Origin of the sequence: Aliinostoc sp. HNIBRCY26, assembly GCF_050235535.1 — a bacterium.
Classification (GTDB): Bacteria; Cyanobacteriota; Cyanobacteriia; order Cyanobacteriales; family Nostocaceae; genus Trichormus.
Genome location: NZ_CP189852.1, coordinates 5,369,433 through 5,391,646, shown reverse-complemented (window position 1 = coordinate 5,391,646; position 22,214 = coordinate 5,369,433). Strand labels below are relative to the sequence as shown.

Below are 22,214 nucleotides of genomic sequence, written 5' to 3'. Positions count from 1 at the left end.
CAAGATATCTATGGACTTAGCAAAATTAGGGGTTGAGTATTGCGATCGCAACACCCAACCCCCAACTAAAATATATGAGGTAACTAACCCACTACAAAGTTAACCAACTTTCCAGGTACAACAATCACCTTTTTAATTTCCTTTCCTTCTAAGTGACGCTGAACGGCTTCTGATTCACGGGCGTATTTTTCCAACTCGGCTTTATCCGCTTGGGCTGGTACTTGTAAATCAGCACGTTTCTTCCCATTCACCTGAATTACTAGTGTAATTTCATCAGCTACCAATGCAGCAGGGTCAAAAGTCGGCCAAGTTTGAGTATGCACCGATGCACTATTGCCCAACAGATGCCACAATTCATCAGCAATGTGGGGTGCAAAGGGAGCTAACATCACTACCAAAGTTTGCACACCTTCAGCATAAATGGGGGAATTACGACAGTCTGTGTCATTGAGAGCATTACTCAACTTCATCAACTCGGAAACGGCTGTATTAAATTGATACTCATCTTCTAAGTCTTCCGTTACAGCTTGGATGGCTGTGTGAATTGCGCGCCGTAATTCCTTTTCTGATTTACTCAAATTATCCAGTTGCGCCTGTTGACGACAAACCCCAGCCGCAGCATAGTCTGTCACCAACCGCCAAACCCGATTTAAGAAACGGAATTGTCCTTCTACATCCGCCTCATCCCATTCCAGGTCTTTTTCTGGTGGTGCTTTAAATAAAATAAACATCCGGGCTGTGTCTACACCATACTTAGCAATTACATCTTCAGGTGCAACACCGTTACCCTTGGATTTGGACATAGTAGCGTAAAGACGCTGCAAAGCTTCACCAGTTTGAGGATCACGGGGATCATCTGGGTTAACAAAACTCGAAGGAATCCATTTATCTTTACCACCCTTGTTAGGATTCATGTAAGTTAAGCCCTGTACCATCCCTTGGGTTAACAGTCTGGCAAATGGTTCATCGAAGTTTAACAAACCGCGATCGCGCAAAACTTTGGTAAAGAACCGAGAATACAATAAATGTAAAATCGCGTGTTCAATGCCACCTACATACTGTTCTACCGGCATCCAGTCGTTAGTAATGGCAGAGTCAAACACCTGATTTTCATTTTTCGCATCAGTAAACCGCAAGAAATACCACGAGGAATCAATAAAGGTATCCATTGTGTCAGTTTCCCGTTTCGCAGGAGTACCACAGCTAGGACAAGGTACATTTACCCAACTTTCCATCTGTGCCAAGGGTGAACCACCACGACCAGTAAATTCTACTTCTTCGGGTAACTGTACAGGCAAATCCTCATCTGGCACTGGGACTATGCCACAGTTGGGGCAGTGAATCACAGGAATAGGTGCGCCCCAATAGCGTTGACGCGAAATCAACCAATCCCGCAAGCGATATTGAATCCGTTCTTTGCCAAAGCCTTGTTCTTGGGCATATTTAGTAATTGCTGACTTGGCTTCTGTGGAACTCAAACCGGTGAACAACCCAGAATTAATTAAAATTCCTGGTTCTGTGTATGCTTCGTTATATTCAATCTGTACCAGTTGGGTAACTTCTTCTGTGTCTGATGTTGGTTTTAAATCAAAATCTGCCACATCTTCTGGTGCAGCAATTACAAATTCAATGGGTAAATCATACCTTTGGGCAAATTTAAAATCCCGCGCATCATGAGCCGGTACACCCATCACTGCCCCAGTACCATACTCATACAGTACATAGTCGGCAATCCAAATGGGTACTTCTTCCCCAGTCAATGGGTTAGTGACTTTCCCCCCAGTCGGAACGCCACGCTTGGGTTTGTCTTCGGCGGTACGTTCCAACTCGCTTTGATTTGTCACCTCTTGAATAAAGGCTTCTACTGCTGCTTGTTGGGCTTTTGTGGTGACTTGTTTCGTCAAGGGGTGTTCTGGGGCTAAGACTACGTAGCTCACACCGAACACCGTATCAGGACGAGTGGTATACACAGCGATTTTCTCAGCACTGCCCACAATGGGAAATTCTAAATACGCGCCTGTGGATTTGCCTATCCAGTTCGCCTGCATCAATTTGACCCGTTCTGGCCAGCCTGTCAATTTATCCAGGTCGTTTAATAATTCTTCTGCGTAGTCAGTAATCTTTAAAAACCACTGGCGCAACAATTTACGCTCAACTTTTGCCCCACTGCGCCAAGAACGTCCTTCACTGTCAACCTGTTCGTTTGCCAATACAGTTTGGTCAATAGGATCCCAGTTAACGGCTGCTTCTCTTTGGTAGGCTAAACCTGCTTGCAAAAACTGCAAGAAAATCCACTGTGTCCACTTGTAATAGTCTGGGGAACAGGTGGCAATTTCCTTATCCCAGTCAATGGATAAGCCAAGACGCTGTAATTGTTGCCGCATTTGGGCAATATTTTGATAAGTCCACTTGGCAGGAGGGACACCACGGTCGATAGCGGCGTTTTCGGCGGGTAAACCAAAAGCATCCCATCCCATCGGATGCAGTACCCGATAACCTTGCATCCGTTTGAGGCGGGCAATCACATCGGTAATTGTATAGTTACGGACGTGACCCATGTGCAGGCTGCCCGATGGGTAGGGGAACATGGATAGAGCGTAGAATTTGGGCTTATTACTATCTGTGGGGGTTTTGTCTAAGCCAAGTTCTAACCATGTTTGTTGCCATTTTTCCTCAATTGCTGCTGGGTTGTATCGGGAATCCACCGAAAACTCTCCTACTGGACTGTAAATCTGGTTTGCCTCCATATTGTAGATGATGGTAGGCAACTGAATAAGTAATGTCAAACAACCTATGACTGAATTACATACAAAAAATTCTGGTGGAGTGCGAATTTTTGTCTACGGGACACTCAAACCAGGCGAAATTAATTATCAAAGATATTGTACTAATTGTGTAGTGGATGCCCAAAAAGCCATGATCAGGGGTGAGTTATTCACTTTGCCGATGGGCTACCCAGCCATGACGATGGGAAAAGAACTAGTCCACGGATATTTACTGACTTTTGCTGAACCTGATATTTTGGATGTTCTTGATTATTTAGAAGATTATGAGCCTACTAGAGAAATGTCAGCAAATCTATATAATCGCCAGGAGATAGAAGTTTACAGCATCAACTCTGTGTCTTTAGGTTGGGCTTGGGTGTATGTCATGAACCCAGAAAAAGTCAAGAAGTTAGGAGGTAGATACCTAGTTGATGGGTGCTGGAGTGGTTATTGAGAAATACAACACCCTATTTGCCACTCCCTACTCCCTCTGTCTAGTTGATATCTGGGGAAACTTCTCCTAGTTTTGATTCTGGAGATGAGACTGCGGCCTTGGGAATCTCAATGACTGGATTATTCAAGGCAATCATCGGCAGTGGTTCTGATTTGGTAGCAGTCTGGGTAGGCTGTACTTGTGGTTGTTGTGCTACCTGCGGGATGCTAGATTCTTGATTTAGCAGCCAGCTTGATAATGCACCGATAACACAAGCAGCCAGAGCCGCGCCACCAAATGCCCATTTTCTTCTAGAACGGCGGTTAATGCGGGCAAATACTTGATTGGCTGTTGTTTCTGGACAGGTTTGGGTTGTTGGCACTGGCATAGTCTGGAAGGCTTGCCTGAGCTTGATTAGTCTAGTGTACAGACGTTGAACTGAGGCATCGTTGGCTAGCCAATCTTCTACTTGCCTGCGTTCGGCGGCTGTCACCTCGCCATCTAAGTAAGCACTCAATAATTCAAAGCGATCGCGCTTTACCATATCTGTAGCACCCGTTGCTTCATTGGTATGCTTTGCCATCTCATCTGGTAACTCTCTTGGAAGTTGCCTCCGACAACGGTCATGAAATTGAGAATCAGTAGTCATACTAACATTATTACCAATTCATCCACGGGTAAAAGGAGTGGGCAATCCTAAGAGCATGATAAAAGTTTTTCTCCTGACAGCAGAGGCACGATCGGCATTTCTTACAATTCTTAATCAATGCTTAAATTCTGCCATAGGGCAGGGTGAAGTTACTGTAAATTAGGCATCAAGATAGTTTTGCAATTGGGTTTGCAAACGGGATCTGGCTCTAGCTATTCTCGACTTCACAGTTCCTAGAGAAACTCCGGTGATTTCGGCTATTTCTTCGTAGGCCATACCTTCGATTTCTCTTAAAACAATGGTAGTTCGGAATACTTCAGGCAAATCCGCGATCGCTTCTCGCAATTGCTCGTAAAATTCTCTTGTTGTCAGTTCTTCTTCTGGCCCTGGAGTGTCTCCCGCGATTTCCCAATCCATTTCACCATCTTCTACTGAACGGGGAGCATCTAAAGATAAAGGACTGACAACCCGCTTACGCTTACGTAATTCGTCATAAAACAAATTCGTGGCAATGCGGCTTAACCAACCTCTAAACTTAGATGGTTCTTGTAATCGGTTGATGTGCCGATATACTCGAATCCATACTTCTTGAGCCAAATCGGCTCTATCTGGCCAATCAGGAGCTAGGTGGTACAAGACTCTATCAACTTGGGTTTGATAGCGGCGCAACAATTCTGCAAAAGCAGCACGATCTGGACGCAGTCCGGCTTGACAGCGCAAAATTAAATCATGGTTTGAGAGTTTGTCAACTTGCACCGATGCTTCTGAGTACCCCGCATCAACCGTTGACCAGGATACAGTAATCGATTGACTCATAGATCGTACTGGTTGTAAATCATCCCTATCTATTAGACCTGCTAATTGGCTTGTTGTTCCTGAATAACGGACGGATTTGAGAGTGGAACACGCAGTGGTAGAATTTTGGCGCGATTTCTGGTAACGCCCAATCTCACTTTTACCAGTTAACAGTTGTCTGGAACATTATGGGGCATTTTGTTGGTTACGACAATGTTACAAATTTATGTGCAGTTCGTCCTATCTGACTACCAAGTATTGACAAATTATGATTTATGTGGATTAAATTCCCAGGAAATTAGGTATCTTGAATAGCTAATGACCAAAGGCTGCCAATCCAAAATCCAAAATCCAAAATCTAAAATTGGTACAGTCACTTGGCAGACAGAAATTTTACTTTTAAGCCTGTAGTTTTGATCATAAATGTACTGCGATCGCCACAGCTAGACTAACGCAAATTCTCATTTTCGCCATTGCGTTAGACTAGGACTCATGTTAAATACGTGTTCTTTTGAAAATTTCAGGATTGATTGTGACTATTTTATGAACATTTGACTGTAAAAACCTTATCTTTCCGGTCTTGTGACCAAAACGGTTGCTGATGTTTCTGTATGTTGTTTGTAATTAGCACCAGAATTCGCTTGATGAGGCACACGGACTTGAAAAAAGAAATTGAGAGCAAATGTAATTGTGACTGCTAATGATAGTCTTTCCAACATAGTCTTACTCCCACCCACACCTTTAATGATTTATTCCAACTATTGGCAAGCAATCAAGAAAATTTCCTTTCTTTGCCAACAGATTCAGGAAAAATTAGTAAATCTAGTAGCTTGTTCAAAATTGTTTAGTTGGAACTTTCCAGATAACCTGAGTTTGCCCCAGGTAATCAAGATAGTTATCAATTCTTTGTGCTTAAATAATCAAGGACTTCAACTATTCAGCTGAGTATGTCAGGGATAAACAAGAAGCGATGGCAATGGTAAAAAATGAATCTCTAGCGCGTACTGTAATGTTTATCTGTTTTGGCACAGCTATCTTATCGGTAGCTATCCATTGGCGCATTACTACAACGCAAGGGCAGTTTAAAAAACCAGCTTCCACCGTAGTCAGCCGTCCTGGGGATGTTTATACAGGAAGCTTAGGGGAAACGGCGTTTGGTGCTTCTACACCTCCGACTAAAACTAGCCAGAGGGCTTCCCAAACCAAGTCCTCAGTTACCGAGTCTCATAATAATGCGGACACTGTTAATCAAAATGTAGCTTTAACGACTAACACACCCCAAAAATCACAAAAAAATACTAGTTCTGGTGAGGAAAAGAAGTCCATATTTTCCCAGATATTTCAGCAAAACAAATCATCTAATCAATCGGGTAGTAATCAAAAACAGGTGGTAGTTGACTTAAGCGATCGCCGCACCTATGTTTATCAAGGAGACTTAGTTGTCGCGAGTTACCCCATTGCTGTAGGTAAAAAAGGCTGGGAAACGCCTACAGGTACTTTTGTTGTCGATGATATGCAGCATGATCCGATTTGGCGACATCCCATTACTGGTAAAGTATTTCCAGCTGGTTCTGATAGTCCCTTGGGGGAAAGATGGATTGGCTTTTGGTCAGATGGCCGCAATCAAATCGGGTTTCACGGTACGCCAGATGTTCACCTCTTGGGAACTGCCATTTCTCACGGTTGTCTGAGAATGCGTAATGCTGATGTTCGCTTACTTTACGATCAAGTAGGTATAGGTACTACTGTTGTAGTACGGGAGTAAGTTGTTGAATAGTCAACAGTCAATAGTCAATAGTCATCATACTTGAGGGCTTGTCTCTAGCGATCGCTTCAACTTCGCTAAAAGAGATACAAGCTCGAATGTATAAATATCTTCACATTTCCACGAAAGAAGCAAGGCTCAAAACCTCACCCCCTAAAATTTGCTGTATTTAATTGTGAATTTTTTAGGCTTGCCTTCTCTTTGAGACGCTAGTGTAGCTTGCTTCTTTGCAGGAGTACCCGTAGGGGATTTTGAATTTTGAATTTTGAATTTTGAATTTTGAATTGATTTATCCCCTGCCCCCAGGTGGACATTTAGCGAAAATTTAAGCTAAAGTTGTAATGAGTTTGTTTTAGCTCTAGATTTTTAGTCAAGCAAATCTCAAACTTTATCCCCACAGTCAACTCAAACTATAATTTCCCCACATTCTTCAGCACAATAGTATAGAAGGTAGTCAACGCAAAATATTGTAGTTCCCCATACACAACAACCATCAAACCCCTCTGGGATAACCCCACGATAGTGAAGTAGATTTAAATATGCAGAAACAGGCAGAATCCACAAAACCCATTCGTTCTTTAGAAGATGCACTAGAACGGTGTCAAATACTAGGTATGCGGGTGAGCCGTCAACGTCGCTTTATTCTAGAACTATTATGGCAAGCTAATGAACACCTTTCTGCGAGGGAAATTTATGATCGCCTCAACCAAGAAGGAAAGGAAATTGGCCATACATCTGTATATCAAAATTTAGAAGCACTATCCAGTCAAGGGATTATTGAGTGTATTGAACGTTGTGATGGTCGTTTATACGGGAATATTAGCGACGCTCATAGTCATGTTAACTGTCTCGATACGCATCAAATTCTTGACGTTCATGTAGAATTACCAGAAGAATTTATCCGTGCAGTTGAGGAAAAGACAGGCGTAAAAATAACGGAATATACGATCAATTTTTATGGTTATCGTCAAGTTCCTGAATAGGGATTGGGGACTTATCAATTCAAAATTCAAAATTCAAAATTCAAAATTCAAAATTCAAAATTCAAAATTAAAGAATTGATTACTCAGCACTCAGCACTCAGCATCGGCTAAACGCCGCGCTACCGCTAACAGCACGGGCTAAACGCCCCGCTTCCGCTAACAGCACTCAGCACTGCTTCGGTAAACAACCTCTATTTATTCCCCGTTCCCTACACCACGTTAATAATTACCAAACTGCTCGCCAAAAATTGTTTCATCATCACCATCGTCATTGACATTGGTAGATAAAATTAGTTCACCTTCTAAACTTTCAATAGTCCCAACATTGGAATTATCATCCCAGAATTGTGTCTGGTCTTTATTAGTTGCAAGGTAGGACTTTGTTTGCTGGGATAGTAAAACTTTCAAAGCCTGAAACTGCTCTAAAGAAAATAAAGCACCACCAAATTTAGCGGTTTCTTGATGTTCTGCACTGAGGACGGCATCAGATAGACAAGCATTAGTAAAATTAGTATTTTCAATACTGACATTTGTGAGATTTGTGCCTGTCAAATTAGTATTTGTGAGATTAACATGACTGAGATTTGCGGCTGTCAGATTAGCATTTGTGAGATTGGCATCACTGAGATTTGCCCCCTTGAGATTCACACCAGTGAGATTTGTGTCTATCAAGGCTGCATTGGTTAAATTAGTACCTTGAAAATTAGCTCCTGCTAATGTGATGTGTGATAAAGACGCGCCGGAAAGGTCGATTCCTGTTAAAGATTTAGTGCAAATACGTTTACTCACATGAGTATCTAGTAACATTGCCTTTGCTAACAGCATAAGTAATGCTTCTGGATAAAAATCTGTGGTGTGGGAAGGATGTCCGCAAGGAGCAAAGGGAACTTGAATTTCTCGATGAATTTCAGCTAGCAAGAAAAAGACATTAATGCCCACATAAGTATTTAAATGTTCTACATTGAGAGGATTTTGCAGTGTATGGAAATAAGATAAAGCTGTGTGGGCAATGCCTGCATCTAACCAACGTCCTTGACAGTAACCATACCAGAAAGACTGCAAACGTTGGATGAGAACTTCCCAAGAGAAACGATGTTGGAATTGTGGACGTAAACTAGCGATCGCTAATTCTGTAATTTCCTGATTGAGAACACCATAACCAAGTAAATTATAAACGTGCTGGGCAACGTCACTAGGAGAATCAATCAAAAAACTCTCCGTACCGTAAATATCGCGTTGGCTGTGCGTCAACATTGCCAATTGATGAGCCACAGCCTTAGCGCAGAGATATCTGCCGATTCTGGGGTGGGAAAATTCGATACTTGGGGATTGGGGATTGGGGATTGGGGATTGGGGACTGGGGATTGGGGATTGGGGATTGGGGATTGGGGATTGGGGACACTTCGACAGGCTCAGTGCTTCGCTGGGGATTGGGGACTGGGTAAGAAATTCTACCTTGTCTACCTTGTCTACCTTGTCTACCTTACCCCCTGCCCCCTGCCCCCTGCCCCCTGCCTGCCTTATGCGAAAATAGAACACAGGTAAATTGATTTCCTGGGCTGATTCCTGGGTGATTTGATGGCGATCGCTGTGTAAAATTTTCAGAGATAGGGCTTGTATTTGGTCGATGACGGTTTGGGGTGGATGATTGCTTAGTAAATTGGCGATCGCTTCCGGTGTACGATGAATATGTGCTAATCCTGAGCGTTGTAGTGTGGTGTTGATATTGCTAGTTAAGGGATAGCCTAATAGCCATTGTTGGAGACGATGATGAATTTCCCATAGTAAGGAATTATGGTTATTGGCTAACTCTAATATCCCATCATCTAATAACCCATCGCGATGTAAAACGCCCAAAAGATACAGCATCAATGGCTGATGCACTAAAGTTGAGAGTTGAGGGAATTTAGACTTACTTGCAAATAACCCCGCCTGTTTGAGAAAGGTAAAAAAGTTTTGGGCAACAGGTAATGATTGAATTAACGTCCACTGTTGAAACCATTGTTTGAGTTCATTGGTTGTCAGTGGCTCAATTTTAATGCGTCGCCATTGTAGTAAAATTTCTGGTGCAATTTCTCGTAAGGTACGCGAGCGACTAGTCAAGATAATTTTATGTTGAGACTGGGCTTGCAATTCCGTTAACTGTTGGATAAAACTTGCCTTAATTCTTTTACTGTGAATGGCTGGTGGTAGTTCATCTAGTCCATCTAGGAGTATCACACAACGAGGATGATTTTCTGCTAGCCATGTGGCAAGATGATTATGTGTCTGGAATGCCAAACCGGAATTAAGAGTTTCAATTAAGTTGTGGTTATATTTAATATCTCTGAAGCGAATTAAAATTGGCATCCAAGAGGGATAAACTTCTCGTGCTATTTCCGCCGCCCACATTTGACAGAAACTCGTCTTACCATAGCCTGCTTCTGATTCAATCACAGTCACAGTCTCTAAATCATTTAACTGTTTCTGTACCCATGTTTTTAAATCAACTGGTGACTCATCATTACCTGTTTGTGGTGTTCCCGCTAAAGGAATATAAATATCTTTCAAAGCGAAAGATTCCATAAACAATGGTGTATTGAGGCTTTGCAGCAAGCTAGCGCGGTAATTTTCTCGTTGTAAATCAATTTTGTCTGCTACCGTCGTTCCTAATTCGGTAGTAGTTATATTACCTGGTGTCCCTAAGCGGAAAAATTTTTGTAATTGCGCCAAAGGTAGGGCGTTGTGAGCAATGACAGCGAGTAAATATCCTGGTAGGGAATGTGTCAACCGTTGAATTAGTAACTTGGCTTCTACCTCCTCTGCACCATTGGCGACAAACCAAGCCACGCTAGCATAATTCATCTGCTGTACTAATAATGAGTCTGCCACTAAAGACAAAGCCTGTTCAGCTTGGGTGTCTGTCAGTTTTCCTGGTGAGAGGGTTTTGAGTAAACCTTGGAGTTGTATGTCTTGCAGAATTGGTGTGCGAGCAGGAATCTTAGCACGATTTAACCAAGGTCTGTAAAGAATGGCTTCTTGGTGTAAAACTTGTTGTAGAGCTTGTAAATAGGCGATTTGAAAAGCTAGCCATGTACCCTCGTTGCGTTTTAGGGCTTTTTTTTGGCTGAGACTACGTAATAAACTCTCGGTTAATAAAGTCAGAACTGTAATTTCTTGTTCAACCGTATATAAGGGAAGTTCCAAAACCTCAGATAGAGTGCAAATATCTAACGGTATTAGGCTTTTAACCTCCATATCCTGGACAATGCGATAGGCTACACCTGCTAATTGCTCAACTGTTAAATCAGGAGTGTAACTGATAGTAAGCTGATGTTCTGCTAACCAATGCCTAATACTGAGGGTCATTTAATTACATACTGAACTGCTGCCTATGTTAATTATGATTCATTTATTCAGGGACGAAAACAGGAGACAATGAGAAGAACTCTCACTTCTGGGCAGGGGTAGATAAAACAGTGCTGATGTATGTGGATAAATTATGAGCGATCGCCCTTTAAAATTAGTCTTAATTGATCATGACCCTATTTTTCGTCTAGGGTTACGGGTAGCATTAGAGGCTATACCTCATATCCAAGTAGTTACAGAAGCCGCCACAGATACAGCAGCTTTGCAAGCTTTAGCCGCAATTGCCCAACAAGACCCCAATTTAGTCAACCTAGTAGTTTTAGAATTGGGTGATAGTCGCTCAATAGATAGTCAACAGCAAGGTTTACAACTAATTCAGCAACTCAAGGCCTCATATCCCACACTGCCGATTTTACTCCTCAGTTCTGTACAAACAACCGGAATCATCACCGCCGCTAAGGCGTTTGGTGCAGATGGTTACTGTCCTAAAGGAACTGCTGTGGCGGAATTAGTCACAGCGATGACAGAGTTAGTCAGTGGAAATTCCTATTGGCGAGAAACAGCAGTCAGCACAGAATTAAGTCCCCCGCTTTCAACTACAGTACCGCGCTTACCTTTAGCAACATTCCGGCAAAATTTATATACATCAGGAATTGGCTATATTGAGACGACGTTAAAAGCCATTATAGAAAAATTACAAGTTCCTGGTTTACCAATTCTAGAAAGAGCCATTTTAGCAGGAAGGAGACGGGAACTTTTAACAGCTCGCTGGTTACTCAATCAATTATTATTAACACCCCAAGAACAACCACAACCGCAACCAGAAATTATTCCTTCAGTTCCGCCACCTGCTATCTTACCTACATCTAGCGACGAAATTGTCATTGCAGATGCAGCAACAAGATTAGCTTCTCCCCCTTTATTAAGTCCTAGACTATTGCAATCTACTTTGTTTGCAGCTTGCATTAATAAATTGCAGTTTTCTTTAAAAAATGTTTCTGATGTTTCTTTAGAAATAGATATCTTTCGAGAAGATAAAAAACGGGAATTACTGTATTTAATTCTCCAGAAACTTTCTCAACAGTTAGATGATTTACGGGAAGCCCAAATTACAAATAGTCAATTATTAGAATTAAAGCACATAATTTTAAATGATTTATGGCAAGCTACAGTCACAGATTTCTTCGGTAAATTTTCGAGAATTAAGATTGGCGATCGCTCTGTGGAAGTCGTCAATATCTTATTGCAAAATCCAGCCACAATTCAAACAGCAATTCTCAACAAAATTCCATTGGTTGGGGAATTATTATCTTATTTGTTATTGCAAACAGATTTGCAAATAGATAATACATCTTATCCGGCTGGCACTTCTGAGGCAAATTGCCAAGCTGAAATTATGTTAGAGAATTTGTTAATTCAAGTAGCTAATGCAGTGGTGCAACCTTTACTGAACTATTTAGCAGATATCGAACAAATCAAACAAAACTTCTATGACCGCAAATTAATCTCCACAAGAGAAATCGAAAGATTTAGAAACGATTTATCGTGGAAATATCGCTTAAATGCTTACGTCAACGAAGCAAGAGAAATCTTTGAAAGCCGCTACGAACTATTTGTATTTGCTCCCCGTGGAATCGCTACAATTTCCGTTTATGCTCCCCGCAATGCCGAATTAGCACAGCTCACAGGAATTCCTTTAGTGGTGACATTAATTCTGGAATTTCGAGATGCGATCGCACCGCGTTTACAATCAGTCTTAGCTTTTTTCGGTAGTGGGATTGTCTTTGTTCTCACTCAAATAGTTGGTCGCGGTTTAGGTTTAATTGGTCGTGGTATCATTCAGGGCATTGGCAGTGTATCTTTCTCAGAGAAAAACTTTAAGCGGGATAATCCAAGAAGCAAGTAATAGCAATTCGCAATTCGCAATTCGCAGTTCGCAATTCGCAATACCCGCTATCGCGGGAAGCAAGCTACGCAATGGACTAACGTCCCGCTACGCTAACGCAATGGACTTATCTCCGAGACAAACACGCTCAACCCCCAAGCTAGGATGGCTCTGAGTAAGCTGGGAATGAGATGCTGTAGTTGATTATCCACGGGTTCGTCGTCGGAATCTGGTATATCCTCAGCAGCAGGTAAGCAGTGTAATGGGTTGTAATTTAGCATGACAAGAGCGATCGCCAACTCATAATATTCATCATATCGATCCAGCATTCGCGTTTTCTTGCGATAATTCCCAAGGGGGATGCTCTCCCAGTGGTTTGTCAAAGGGGGACTGATGACGTTTAAACGGTTATTTTTATTCTTTATACTGACACCCATCGCAGCTATAATTGCGGCTTCATCTTTACTGGGTACTTTACAAGAACCGCAATTCCAGAGTCGCTTGGAACTCTATCAGACTAATATTGTTCTCCAAGCTCAAGCTTGGCAACCAGGCGATAGTCAAGATGATAGCTCTGTGGCAATACGAGACGCAATCCTTGGGGAAGAACCCCTAGAAAGTGCGACGGAGAAATATCAACAAACACGTCAGTCTGTACAGACTAACCTAGCCAAAGTGCAGCAGCAACTTGCACAACTGCAATCTTCCAATCAAGTTTCCACACCACCCAAACCACTACCAAAAACCCCACCCACCGAAAATATTTCTATTTCACAAAAGCAACAGCAGTTAGAACAGTCCCAACAAAAAATGCAAAAATTCCTTGATGAATTAGACTTGCAGTTGGGAATTTTACAAGCTAAACAAGGAAAGACTGACACAGCAATCAAAATTTGGGGTGAATTGCAACAGTCAACAGTCAACAGTCAACAGTCAATAGTCAATAGTCAAGAAACTGCGGCTGTTTTAAGTGGACTATGGAGTGATCCCCCGCGTCTGTTACCCAAGGCTCAACAGGTAATTCAAAATAATTTATCGGGTTGGTTTCGTTCTACTGCCTTGATTCAGTTATACCAACTCCAACAACGAGAAACTGCGCTATCTGAAGTGCAAACTGCACAACAAGCAACTGCGGCTCAAGCGGTATTTAAATTAGCAGTTATTGGTACTGTCCCTGCACTTGCAGCTTTGTTGGGAGTGATTCTACTGATTTTCTTAATTGCTCAACGCTTATTCAAGGGGAAAGAGTCATTACTAGCGCAAAACGAAGATTTACCTTGGGCGACACCTTGGGATGGGGAAATTATCTTACAGGTGTTTGTCGTCGGTTTTTTCTTCATGGGACAGTTGTTTGTTCCCTTTTTACTGATGCTACTCCCAATTCCCCGTCCTATCGTAGATATCCGTCTGCAAGCTGCTTCTGTGTTAGTTAGTTACCTGTTGGTAGCTGGGGGTGCGTTATTGGTAATGTATTTCTCACTGAAACAGTTTTTCCCCTTACCAAGACTGTGGTTTAAATTACAACTACGGGATAACTGGTTTTTGTGGGGATTTGGCGGATATTGTGCAGCTTTACCAATAGTGATTGTCGTTTCCTTGATTAATCAACAACTCTGGCAAGGACAAGGCGGTAGTAACCCACTTTTACAACTAGCACTAGAAAGCCAAGACTTTGTCGCACTGGGGATATTTTACGTTACAGCAGCGATCGCAGCACCCCTATTTGAAGAAGTGTTATTTCGTGGTTTTCTCTTACCCTCTTTAACTAAATACTTACCAGTCTGGGGATCAATTCTCGCCAGTGGTTTATTATTTGCGATCGCTCACTTAAGTTTATCAGAAGTGCTACCATTGACTGCTTTAGGCATCGTCTTAGGAGTAGTGTACACGCGATCGCGCAACCTGCTTGCACCCATGCTGCTACACAGCCTGTGGAATAGCGGTACGCTTATTAGCCTGTTTCTCTTAGGTAGCGGGAATTAATGAGGCAGGGGAAGCAGGGGAGGCAGGGGAAGCAGGGGAAGCAGGGGACAAGGAAGACAAGAGAAATTATCTAAATTCCCAGTCCCCAATCCCCAGTCCCCAGTCCCCAATCTATCGCCAATTCCATAACTGGCATAGCATTTATAAATATGTAACTATTAATATTGTTAAATAGATTACAAAACTTCTAGGCTAATTTTTATTATCATCTGAGTATGCAAGTTCTTGGCTACTGTGTTGATTGCCATCCTCTAGCACTCCAAGCCGGAATAATAAATTAATGAGTTCCGGTGTGATGATTGGTCACAAACACAAGTAAATTCACATAAATTCAACTGCCAATATTCTTTTCTACTTCAGGTAAGTTAAGAATATTTGAGTGGAAGAACTACTAACCTGTTTAATTGACACAGGTAATTTCTATTAAAGATATCTTGAAGATTGTGACCATCTCCGATAAAAATCCGGAGATAACACTGATGTAAGAGTAAAAAGTGGTATGTTAAAGCCACTTGAGCAGATAATTTGGAATTAATTCTTGTGAAAGAGGAAAATTCTGAAAAAATCTGTAATAATACACACCTAGTACAAAAATCTCAAGTAAAAAGCACTCATGCAAAAGGCAAAAGAAAGCTGATTTTTTTGGATTCTTGCTATTTTGAATTGGTGCGGTATTTATGTCCTGTTGTACTAGTTGATTGTGTAAACATGGTTAGCATCAAGCTCCTGAATTATTTGTGAGCGCGGCAAACTCTAAAAAGTTTTGCCACTGTTGCCAATCAGATGTGACTAATTAGCCATAAAGAAACAAAATAATTCTAGGCACAATCAGATGAAATATTTCATCTAAATTTTAGTAGCTTATCTTGCCATGCTTATTAGCCAATAGCACCACCTACATGAGTATTCATGTGGGAAAGCTGATCATATCAAGTCAGCAAAAATATATTTATTCAAACTTCGGAAAATAATAATTTCAAGGAGCATAAACCCTATGGCAAATCTTCATCCTACTGAACAAACTAACAAACAATTATTAGCTAGCTATTGTGGGATTATTTTCGGTGGTTTCGGAGTGCATAAATTCATTTTGGGTTATGCTCCCGAAGGTTTTATTATGTTAGTTATTTCTTTGGTAGGTGGTACTTTCTCCTACGGCATGACTTTATTGATTATGCAAATAATCGGGTTAATTGAAGGGATGATTTACTTAAACAAAACCCCTGAACAGTTTGTGAAAACTTACATAATTAATAGGCAGGGTTGGTTTTAGGAAAGTTGGGGATTGGGGATTGGGGATTGGGGACTGGGGACTGGGGACTGGGGATGAGGAACTAGGGATTGGGGACAAGGTAGAATTTATTTCTTAACTCATTACTCAGCACTCATTACTCATTACTCATTACTCATTAAGTCGAATTTCTATAGTTATCTTGATGTTTGTGATTATGGATAGGCAGTATGTGGAATTACAAAAGTAAGTATTTAACTTGGATACTATGTTTAATAGTAGGCATGAGATACGTTAGTGCTATGTCTAATGTTGATATCCACTATTTCTGGAAGAGTTTGATTATTTTCCTCCCGATTCAGCTTGTAGCTTTAATTTACGCAACTGCTAAAATTTGGGGGATTGGTGGGAGGAATAGAGGGGGAAACTCTGTGACTACTGACTAATGTATGGGCGGATTTAACCAAGATATCTGCTGGAGAGCGTGAATATCTTACAGAAACCGCTTCTACTGGCTAAAATTTAATGTCTTGGCTATTGAGTCAAAGTTACAGATTTCGCTACCCTCAAATTGGAGATGCTTTTATATAAACCTCAGAATTCCCATAGCGAATCTCAACACTTGCCATGCAACTTGTCCCGAAAACTCAGCTTAACCTAGAAACACCCCCAACCAGAGAAAAAATTCTGTTAGATGTTGGGGGTATGAAGTGTGGTGGTTGTGTGAGTGCAGTAGAAAGACAACTCACTCAATACCCAGGAGTCGTAAGTGCTTGTGTGAATCTGGCTACAGAGGTAGCTGTTGTAGAGTCGGAAACTGGTGCTGTAGATCCAGAAAAACTGGCCGAGAAACTGACTGCAAGCGGATTCCCTACTCAACCCCGCAACGCTGGCGACAAAGTAGCAGGCAAATCCACATTACAAGATTCCACAGAACGACACCACAAACAAATGCGTTCGGCTTGGGGGCAGTTAGCGATCGCGGCGGTGTTATTGTTGTTTTCAGGTATCGGACATTTGGGTAATTTCGGTAGCCCCATATTAATCGCACTGAATAACATTTGGTGGCATTTTGGTTTAGCTACCTTAACATTACTAATCCCTGGTCGCCCGATTTTAATCGATGGTTGGTTGGGTTGGCGACGCAATGCACCCAACATGAATACTTTAGTAGGGTTGGGAACGCTCACCGCCTATACAGCCAGTGTAGTGGCGTTGTTTTTTCCCCAACTAGGTTGGGAGTGCTTTTTTGATGAACCAGTGATGATGCTGGGTTTTATACTCTTGGGAAGAACCTTAGAACAACAAGCCAGAGGTAAAGCCGCCGCCGCCTTTAGACAACTGCTAGCACTCCAACCCCAAACAGCCAGATTGATCCCCAACCCAGACACAGAAAATCTCAGCCTGGGAACAAACACCGTCGAAATTCCCGCCGAACAAGTCAAAGTTGGGGAATGGATACAAGTTTTACCAGGAGATAAAATCCCCGTCGATGGGGAAATCCGTTTTGGACAGACAACCATAGATGAGGCGATGCTGACTGGGGAATCTGTGCCAGTGATCAAACAACCAGGAGATACAGTCACCGCAGGCACAATTAACCAATCAGGCGCGATCGCTATCCAAGCCACCCGTACTGGTGCTGACACTACTTTAGCCCACATCGTCGCCCTAGTAGAAGCAGCCCAAACCCGCAAAGCCCCAGTTCAGAAATTAGCCGACACCGTAGCAGGCTACTTTACCTACGGGGTATTAACCGCCTCAGCCTTGACTTTTGTTTTTTGGTACTGCTTCGGCACTCATATTTGGCCTGATGTCACCATCAGCAGTGGCATAGAAATTATGAGTCACGCCGCCCACACTGCTCACCATTCTCCACTCCCCACCCCCTATTCTCCACTGCTGATTAGTTTAAAACTCGCGATCGCCGTTATGGTTGTCGCCTGTCCCTGTGCTTTAGGACTCGCCACACCCACAGCCATCTTAGTTGGTACAGGCATAGGTGCAGAAAAAGGTTTATTAATCAAAGGTGGCGACGTTTTAGAAAAAGTCCACAAACTCAACACTGTAGTCTTTGATAAAACCGGTACACTCACCACAGGGAATCCTCAAGTTACCGATTGTATTGTCTTGGGCAATTGGGAATGGAAGCAAGGGGGCAGGGAGCAGGGAGAAATAGGGAAATCTTTCTCTCCCTTGCACCCTGCGCCCTGCACTAATTCCTCTTCTCTGCCCCATACCCTAATAAAACTAGCAGCCGCCGTGGAAAGTGGCACTTACCATCCCTTAGCTAAAGCTATTCAGCAGGAAGCACAGCGTTTAAATTTAGAGATTCCAGAGGCTAAAGATTTTCATACTGAGCCAGGGTTGGGTGTATCGGCACTGGTAAATGATGAAACTGTCCTGTTAGGGAACTGGGAATGGTTGAGTTGGCATGGAGTTGTCATTGATCAAGCTGCACAACAGACAGCTAATCAGCTAGCGACAGAGGGTAAAACTGTTGTGGGTGTGGCTGTAGCTGGGAGTTTGGCTGGTGTTATTGGGGTGCAAGATAGCCTGAGAGCCGATGCTTATAGCACCGTCAAACAGTTACGCCACATGGGTTTGCGGGTGATGCTTTTGAGTGGCGATCGCCCAGAAGCCGCCAGTGCGATCGCCCAAAAATTAGGTATAGAACAAAATGACGCGATCGCTGGTGTTCCCCCTAGTAAGAAAGCTGCTGTTATTCAAGAACTCCAAAACCAATCTCAACATCCCATTGCCATGATTGGTGATGGCATTAATGATGCACCTGCATTATCTCAAGCTGATGTCGGCATTGCTTTGCATTCCGGTACAGATGTAGCAATGGAAACTGCTCAAATTGTGCTGATGAGCGATCGCTTAAGTGATGTGGTACAAGCAATTTCCCTGAGCCGTGCCACTTTCAACAAAATTCGTCAGAATTTATTTTGGGCATTTGCTTACAACACCATCGGTATTCCCTTGGCAGCCGGCGTATTATTACCACACTGGGGTTTTGTTCTCAGTCCCTCTGGTGCTGCGGCTCTTATGGCTTTTAGTTCTGTTAGCGTGGTCACTAATTCCGTATTATTACGACGTTTTACCCATTATTAGGTAACATTACGACATCAATGTAGTTTTCATCATCTCAGGTTAAACTAAATCGATAAGTAGATGTTAAGCGTCTCATTCTAACTGTAAACACAGAGTAAAATCTATGTATTCTACTTTGTGTTAGCCAGTACAGCTATGTTGTCATGCTAAACATCCAACATCACAGTCTGTAGTGGGTGAGAATGATAGGTAACGATACTCACAAAATTAGAACTAATCAAAATTTCCACGATTTTGGTAACAGTTTATCAATGGCAGCAGAAATCCAGGAAAGTCATCTACTCATTTTGGAAGATGATCAAGGTCGTAAAGAATTTACCCTAGAAAATACTATCTACTCTATTGGTAGAGACCGTGATTCAAATATCCGTTTGGTGTCTCAATTTGTCTCTCGTCGTCATGCCACATTGGTGAGACTGCCCAGACAGCATAACTCTCAAAGCTACTATTACCGGATTGTAGATGGTGATGGCAAAGGGAGACCTAGTGCTAATGGCTTCATGATTAATGGGCGGAAAATGCCAGCCCATGATTTGCAAAATGAAGATGAAATTGTGTTTGGGCCTAAAGTCCGTGCCATCTATTATTTGTTAAAAAACACTCAGCGTTCTGGACAAACGGATGCTAGTGAGTATGATATTACACTGATTAACCCCAGTATGACTGAGGATATGGAGGAAATTTAAACCATTCCTCATACAACAATTTTCAGGTGTCTTTCCCTATACCTCTATGTCTGCCGGAGTGCTTTCCTTCTCTATAAGAGGCTACGCCAACAAGACGCTTGTTTGTGACACGTTTCGCGATCGCGTCGGGGAATATTTGGGCTGTTCTTCCTGGGTTGGGTGTAGGAAGCATCTTTGCCGTTTCCTGGCAAGGAGTTTTCAACCTGCTAGACTTTCAATTAAGTGCCAGTAGCGACTAATCTCGATTTCTTTCTTAAGAAAATCAAAAACTTTTCGGCAGTGGTTCTCTAGGCGCAGAGGTAGTTCTTCGTTTTTGACAACAATTGTCATACGAGTTTCCGTCTCTGTTGCCGTTGACTTATCAATTAGCACTTCTGCTTTCACTAGTTGGGAAACCGAGACATTCCCAGGAATCTCACGCGCCAAGATGTAATCGGACGAGTAATACTGAATCTCCAAATCACAGTTTTGTAATAGGTCGAGCATCAAGGGCTGAAGATTATCTAAGTTAATAGCAAGAATAAATGAACACGTATAGCGAGCCATAATAGCCCCACACCTTGCAACACTCCGTCCATCGTATAATACTGAGGTGACGAAACGGCAACTACTTATAGATTAATTAAAGAAAAATACTGTTTATTGATCAAGCAGATGATGTTGAAAGTTGAATGTCAACTTTTGACAGGAGTCGCTTGCTTCCCTGAAAGAGTCATACCAAATCGGGATGAGTAGTGTTGTCTCAAGCCCCTAAAATATCATGTGAATCATGACTGATACCGAATTGGGATAGGTAGTATTCCCGCACTATGCGGGAAGTAAACTACAGACTTTCCACAAAATCTAAAATCCAAAATCGGGATATGTAAGGAGAAGCAAGCTATGTGGTATCGTCCCTCCAAGCAAGGGGAAATGTGGAGATTGAACTTGGCAATTTGTCCAATCCAATAACTAATGACTAATGACTACAGTGAAGACTTCTGCTCAAAGCTAGGTGCATAGACTTGCAATAAACTACTAACTTGACGTAAAACCTCATTACCAGTAGTTTTACTGGGAATGGGGGTTCTGTTGTCGTTAGGCTGAACAAGGTTACGGTTAATAGCTTCATGGACTTGCTGAGAGATTAACTCTTGCAGTTCAGCCCTAGCACGTTGACGCTGGTAATTAGCACCTTCTTCCGTGGTGGCGTATAGGGGTGGGAGACGGTTGAGGGCGTAGGCGGCGATGTCACCTACATCGATGGAACTTTCGCTAGTGGCTTCAATTTCCGCCACACGAGCGATCGCTTCTGTTAACACCAATTCTTCCATGACGTTGATAAATTGTTTGCGAGGTACAGCCACTACCTCACCAGTTAATAATGCTCCCATCAATTTATCTAACGCCATATACTCTTCAATTGAGAGTTCTGAGGCGTTATCACAGATACGTCCAACTTCTGCTTCCATTGCTGGCGTGAGATAACCATCCTGGAGAGCTTGTTCTACAATTTTTTCAATACTCATAAGGCTCATCTTAATTTAATCCACCCAAGCAAGGTAAGGACGATACTAAACAAACTTATGCTGCCTATATTATCGACAAAAAATATACTAAATTAACAGCAACAGTGATGAGTTACGCTGTTACTATTCCTTAGTTTGAGTCCGCCAAGATGTCGGATCAACAGACTGTCCATTGACATACAAACCCCAATGTAAATGAGGCCCAGTAGCCGCACCTGTTGAGCCAACCGCACCAATTAACTGTCCAGCCTTGACTATATCACCCTCTTTGACATTGATACGACTAAGGTGCATAAAAATACTGACAACTCCTTGGCCGTGATCAACCCCAACTACATTTCCATGCACCCGAAATCCCTGAGATACTGTACCAACTAACGCCACTTTACCGGCGGCGGGGGCAATGACAGGAGAACCTGCTGCACCAGCATAGTCTAAACCTCGATGGTAGTAATCATTGGCAAATTTACCGTTATAGTAACGACGTACACCATAAGGAGTGCTGAGTCGTCCTTTGTTTGGGGCAATAAATTTGCCATTCCAAAACTTTTGCGGTGTTTGTAGGGCTTTAAAAGCAGCTACGCGATTGAGTTCATATTCAGTAGCCCCGTCAGCAGATTTCCCAGGAGGTAAGGTAATACGCTGTACATTAAACTTCCGATTACTTACCCAGATAGCCAGGTTTTTGACTTTCCCATCACCCACAACTTTGACTGTTCTAGTACCGGGTTTTTCTAAGGGAGTTGTGGGGATAAAAGAACGGTATTGGTTGGCTGCAATTGGGTAAGCTGGATAAGTTTTTTGTCCCACAACTACTTCTGGGGTAGTTGAACTGTCTGCATTATCTACATTGATTAATACAGATATAGTATCTCCCAAGCGAGGTTTAGCGGGACTTATCTGTACTTCTAAAGCAGCGACAGGTAAGGAAAAACTCACAGGGAAAACCGCACACAAGCCAATAAATAGATTGATCAGTTGATGATTGTTTGATGTATCTCCTTTGATGTTGCTAGACAGTAAATTTTTTTGAGAAGTTCGGGGATAATCTGCAATAGTCATAGCA

The 22,214-nt window shown here is 42.4% G+C and carries 18 protein-coding genes; 8 read left to right on the top strand and 10 right to left on the bottom strand.

Annotated elements, in window-relative coordinates:
- Positions 1-83: 83 nt before the first annotated feature.
- The gene (gene leuS / locus ACQFX9_RS22895) at positions 84-2,705 is read right to left on the bottom strand and encodes a leucine--tRNA ligase (protein ID WP_427162980.1); all 2,622 of its coding nucleotides are present in this window, start codon (positions 2,703-2,705) and stop codon (positions 84-86) included.
- An 88-nt stretch (positions 2,706-2,793) separates the two neighbouring features.
- On the opposite strand from leuS, the gene ACQFX9_RS22890 reads away from it, so the two are divergent.
- Complete coding sequence (locus ACQFX9_RS22890) at positions 2,794-3,219, top strand: gamma-glutamylcyclotransferase family protein (protein WP_427158740.1); 426 nt, start codon at positions 2,794-2,796, stop codon at positions 3,217-3,219.
- 40 nt (positions 3,220-3,259) lie between these two features.
- Here ACQFX9_RS22890 and ACQFX9_RS22885 read toward each other — a convergent pair whose 3' ends face one another.
- The 3 genes from ACQFX9_RS22885 to ACQFX9_RS22875 all read right to left on the bottom strand — a co-directional run bounded on the left by ACQFX9_RS22885 (position 3,260) and on the right by ACQFX9_RS22875 (position 5,361).
- Positions 3,260-3,847: an anti-sigma factor family protein gene (locus ACQFX9_RS22885; RefSeq protein WP_427158738.1), complete on the bottom strand. Its 588-nt coding sequence runs from the start codon at positions 3,845-3,847 to the stop codon at positions 3,260-3,262.
- 159 nt (positions 3,848-4,006) lie between these two features.
- Entirely contained in the window at positions 4,007-4,663 is a 657-nt protein-coding gene (locus ACQFX9_RS22880) for a sigma-70 family RNA polymerase sigma factor (protein WP_427158737.1), read from the bottom strand.
- A 545-nt stretch (positions 4,664-5,208) separates the two neighbouring features.
- Entirely contained in the window at positions 5,209-5,361 is a 153-nt protein-coding gene (locus tag ACQFX9_RS22875; RefSeq protein WP_427158735.1) for a hypothetical protein, read from the bottom strand.
- A 251-nt stretch (positions 5,362-5,612) separates the two neighbouring features.
- On the opposite strand from ACQFX9_RS22875, the gene ACQFX9_RS22870 reads away from it, so the two are divergent.
- Positions 5,613-6,407 carry a L,D-transpeptidase gene (locus ACQFX9_RS22870; protein ID WP_427158733.1) on the top strand — a complete coding sequence of 265 codons (795 nt, stop codon included), beginning with the start codon at positions 5,613-5,615 and terminating at the stop codon, positions 6,405-6,407.
- A 539-nt stretch (positions 6,408-6,946) separates the two neighbouring features.
- A complete protein-coding gene (locus tag ACQFX9_RS22865) occupies positions 6,947-7,390 on the top strand; it encodes a Fur family transcriptional regulator (RefSeq protein ID WP_236144272.1) in 444 nt (147 codons plus the stop codon).
- A 219-nt stretch (positions 7,391-7,609) separates the two neighbouring features.
- Here the strand turns inward: ACQFX9_RS22865 and ACQFX9_RS22860 are convergent, their stop codons facing one another.
- Positions 7,610-10,738 (bottom strand): pentapeptide repeat-containing protein, encoded by a 3,129-nt coding sequence (locus ACQFX9_RS22860; RefSeq protein WP_427158731.1) that lies wholly within the window; start codon positions 10,736-10,738, stop codon positions 7,610-7,612.
- A gap of 133 nt (positions 10,739-10,871) precedes the next feature.
- On the opposite strand from ACQFX9_RS22860, the gene ACQFX9_RS22855 reads away from it, so the two are divergent.
- Complete coding sequence (locus ACQFX9_RS22855) at positions 10,872-12,644, top strand: DUF3685 domain-containing protein (protein ID WP_427158729.1); 1,773 nt, start codon at positions 10,872-10,874, stop codon at positions 12,642-12,644.
- Between the two features lie 92 nt (positions 12,645-12,736).
- Here ACQFX9_RS22855 and ACQFX9_RS22850 read toward each other — a convergent pair whose 3' ends face one another.
- Entirely contained in the window at positions 12,737-12,952 is a 216-nt protein-coding gene (locus tag ACQFX9_RS22850) for a hypothetical protein (RefSeq protein WP_427163061.1), read from the bottom strand.
- A 64-nt stretch (positions 12,953-13,016) separates the two neighbouring features.
- Here ACQFX9_RS22850 and ACQFX9_RS22845 point away from each other — a divergent pair, with 64 nt between their 5' ends.
- The 4 genes from ACQFX9_RS22845 (at position 13,017) to ACQFX9_RS22830 (ending at position 19,640) form a co-directional block, all read left to right on the top strand.
- Positions 13,017-14,606, top strand: coding sequence for a CPBP family intramembrane glutamic endopeptidase (locus ACQFX9_RS22845; RefSeq protein ID WP_427158727.1), 1,590 nt, complete (start codon positions 13,017-13,019; stop codon positions 14,604-14,606).
- Positions 14,607-15,600: 994 nt separating this feature from the next.
- Complete coding sequence (locus tag ACQFX9_RS22840; RefSeq protein ID WP_427158726.1) at positions 15,601-15,879, top strand: TM2 domain-containing protein; 279 nt, start codon at positions 15,601-15,603, stop codon at positions 15,877-15,879.
- A 585-nt stretch (positions 15,880-16,464) separates the two neighbouring features.
- Positions 16,465-18,954, top strand: a complete 2,490-nt coding sequence (locus tag ACQFX9_RS22835) for a heavy metal translocating P-type ATPase (RefSeq protein WP_427158725.1) — start codon at positions 16,465-16,467, stop codon at positions 18,952-18,954.
- Positions 18,955-19,136: 182 nt separating this feature from the next.
- Positions 19,137-19,640 (top strand): FHA domain-containing protein, encoded by a 504-nt coding sequence (locus ACQFX9_RS22830; protein WP_427158724.1) that lies wholly within the window; start codon positions 19,137-19,139, stop codon positions 19,638-19,640.
- A 22-nt stretch (positions 19,641-19,662) separates the two neighbouring features.
- Here the strand turns inward: ACQFX9_RS22830 and ACQFX9_RS22825 are convergent, their stop codons facing one another.
- The 4 genes from ACQFX9_RS22825 to ACQFX9_RS22810 form a co-directional block, all read right to left on the bottom strand.
- Positions 19,663-19,812, bottom strand: a complete 150-nt coding sequence (locus ACQFX9_RS22825; RefSeq protein WP_427158722.1) for a hypothetical protein — start codon at positions 19,810-19,812, stop codon at positions 19,663-19,665.
- Between the two features lie 26 nt (positions 19,813-19,838).
- A complete protein-coding gene (locus ACQFX9_RS22820; RefSeq protein WP_427158721.1) occupies positions 19,839-20,186 on the bottom strand; it encodes a hypothetical protein in 348 nt (115 codons plus the stop codon).
- 419 nt (positions 20,187-20,605) lie between these two features.
- Positions 20,606-21,148: a late competence development ComFB family protein gene (locus ACQFX9_RS22815; protein ID WP_236143507.1), complete on the bottom strand. Its 543-nt coding sequence runs from the start codon at positions 21,146-21,148 to the stop codon at positions 20,606-20,608.
- 123 nt (positions 21,149-21,271) lie between these two features.
- Positions 21,272-22,210 (bottom strand): M23 family metallopeptidase, encoded by a 939-nt coding sequence (locus ACQFX9_RS22810; RefSeq protein ID WP_427158719.1) that lies wholly within the window; start codon positions 22,208-22,210, stop codon positions 21,272-21,274.
- Positions 22,211-22,214 lie beyond the last annotated feature (4 nt).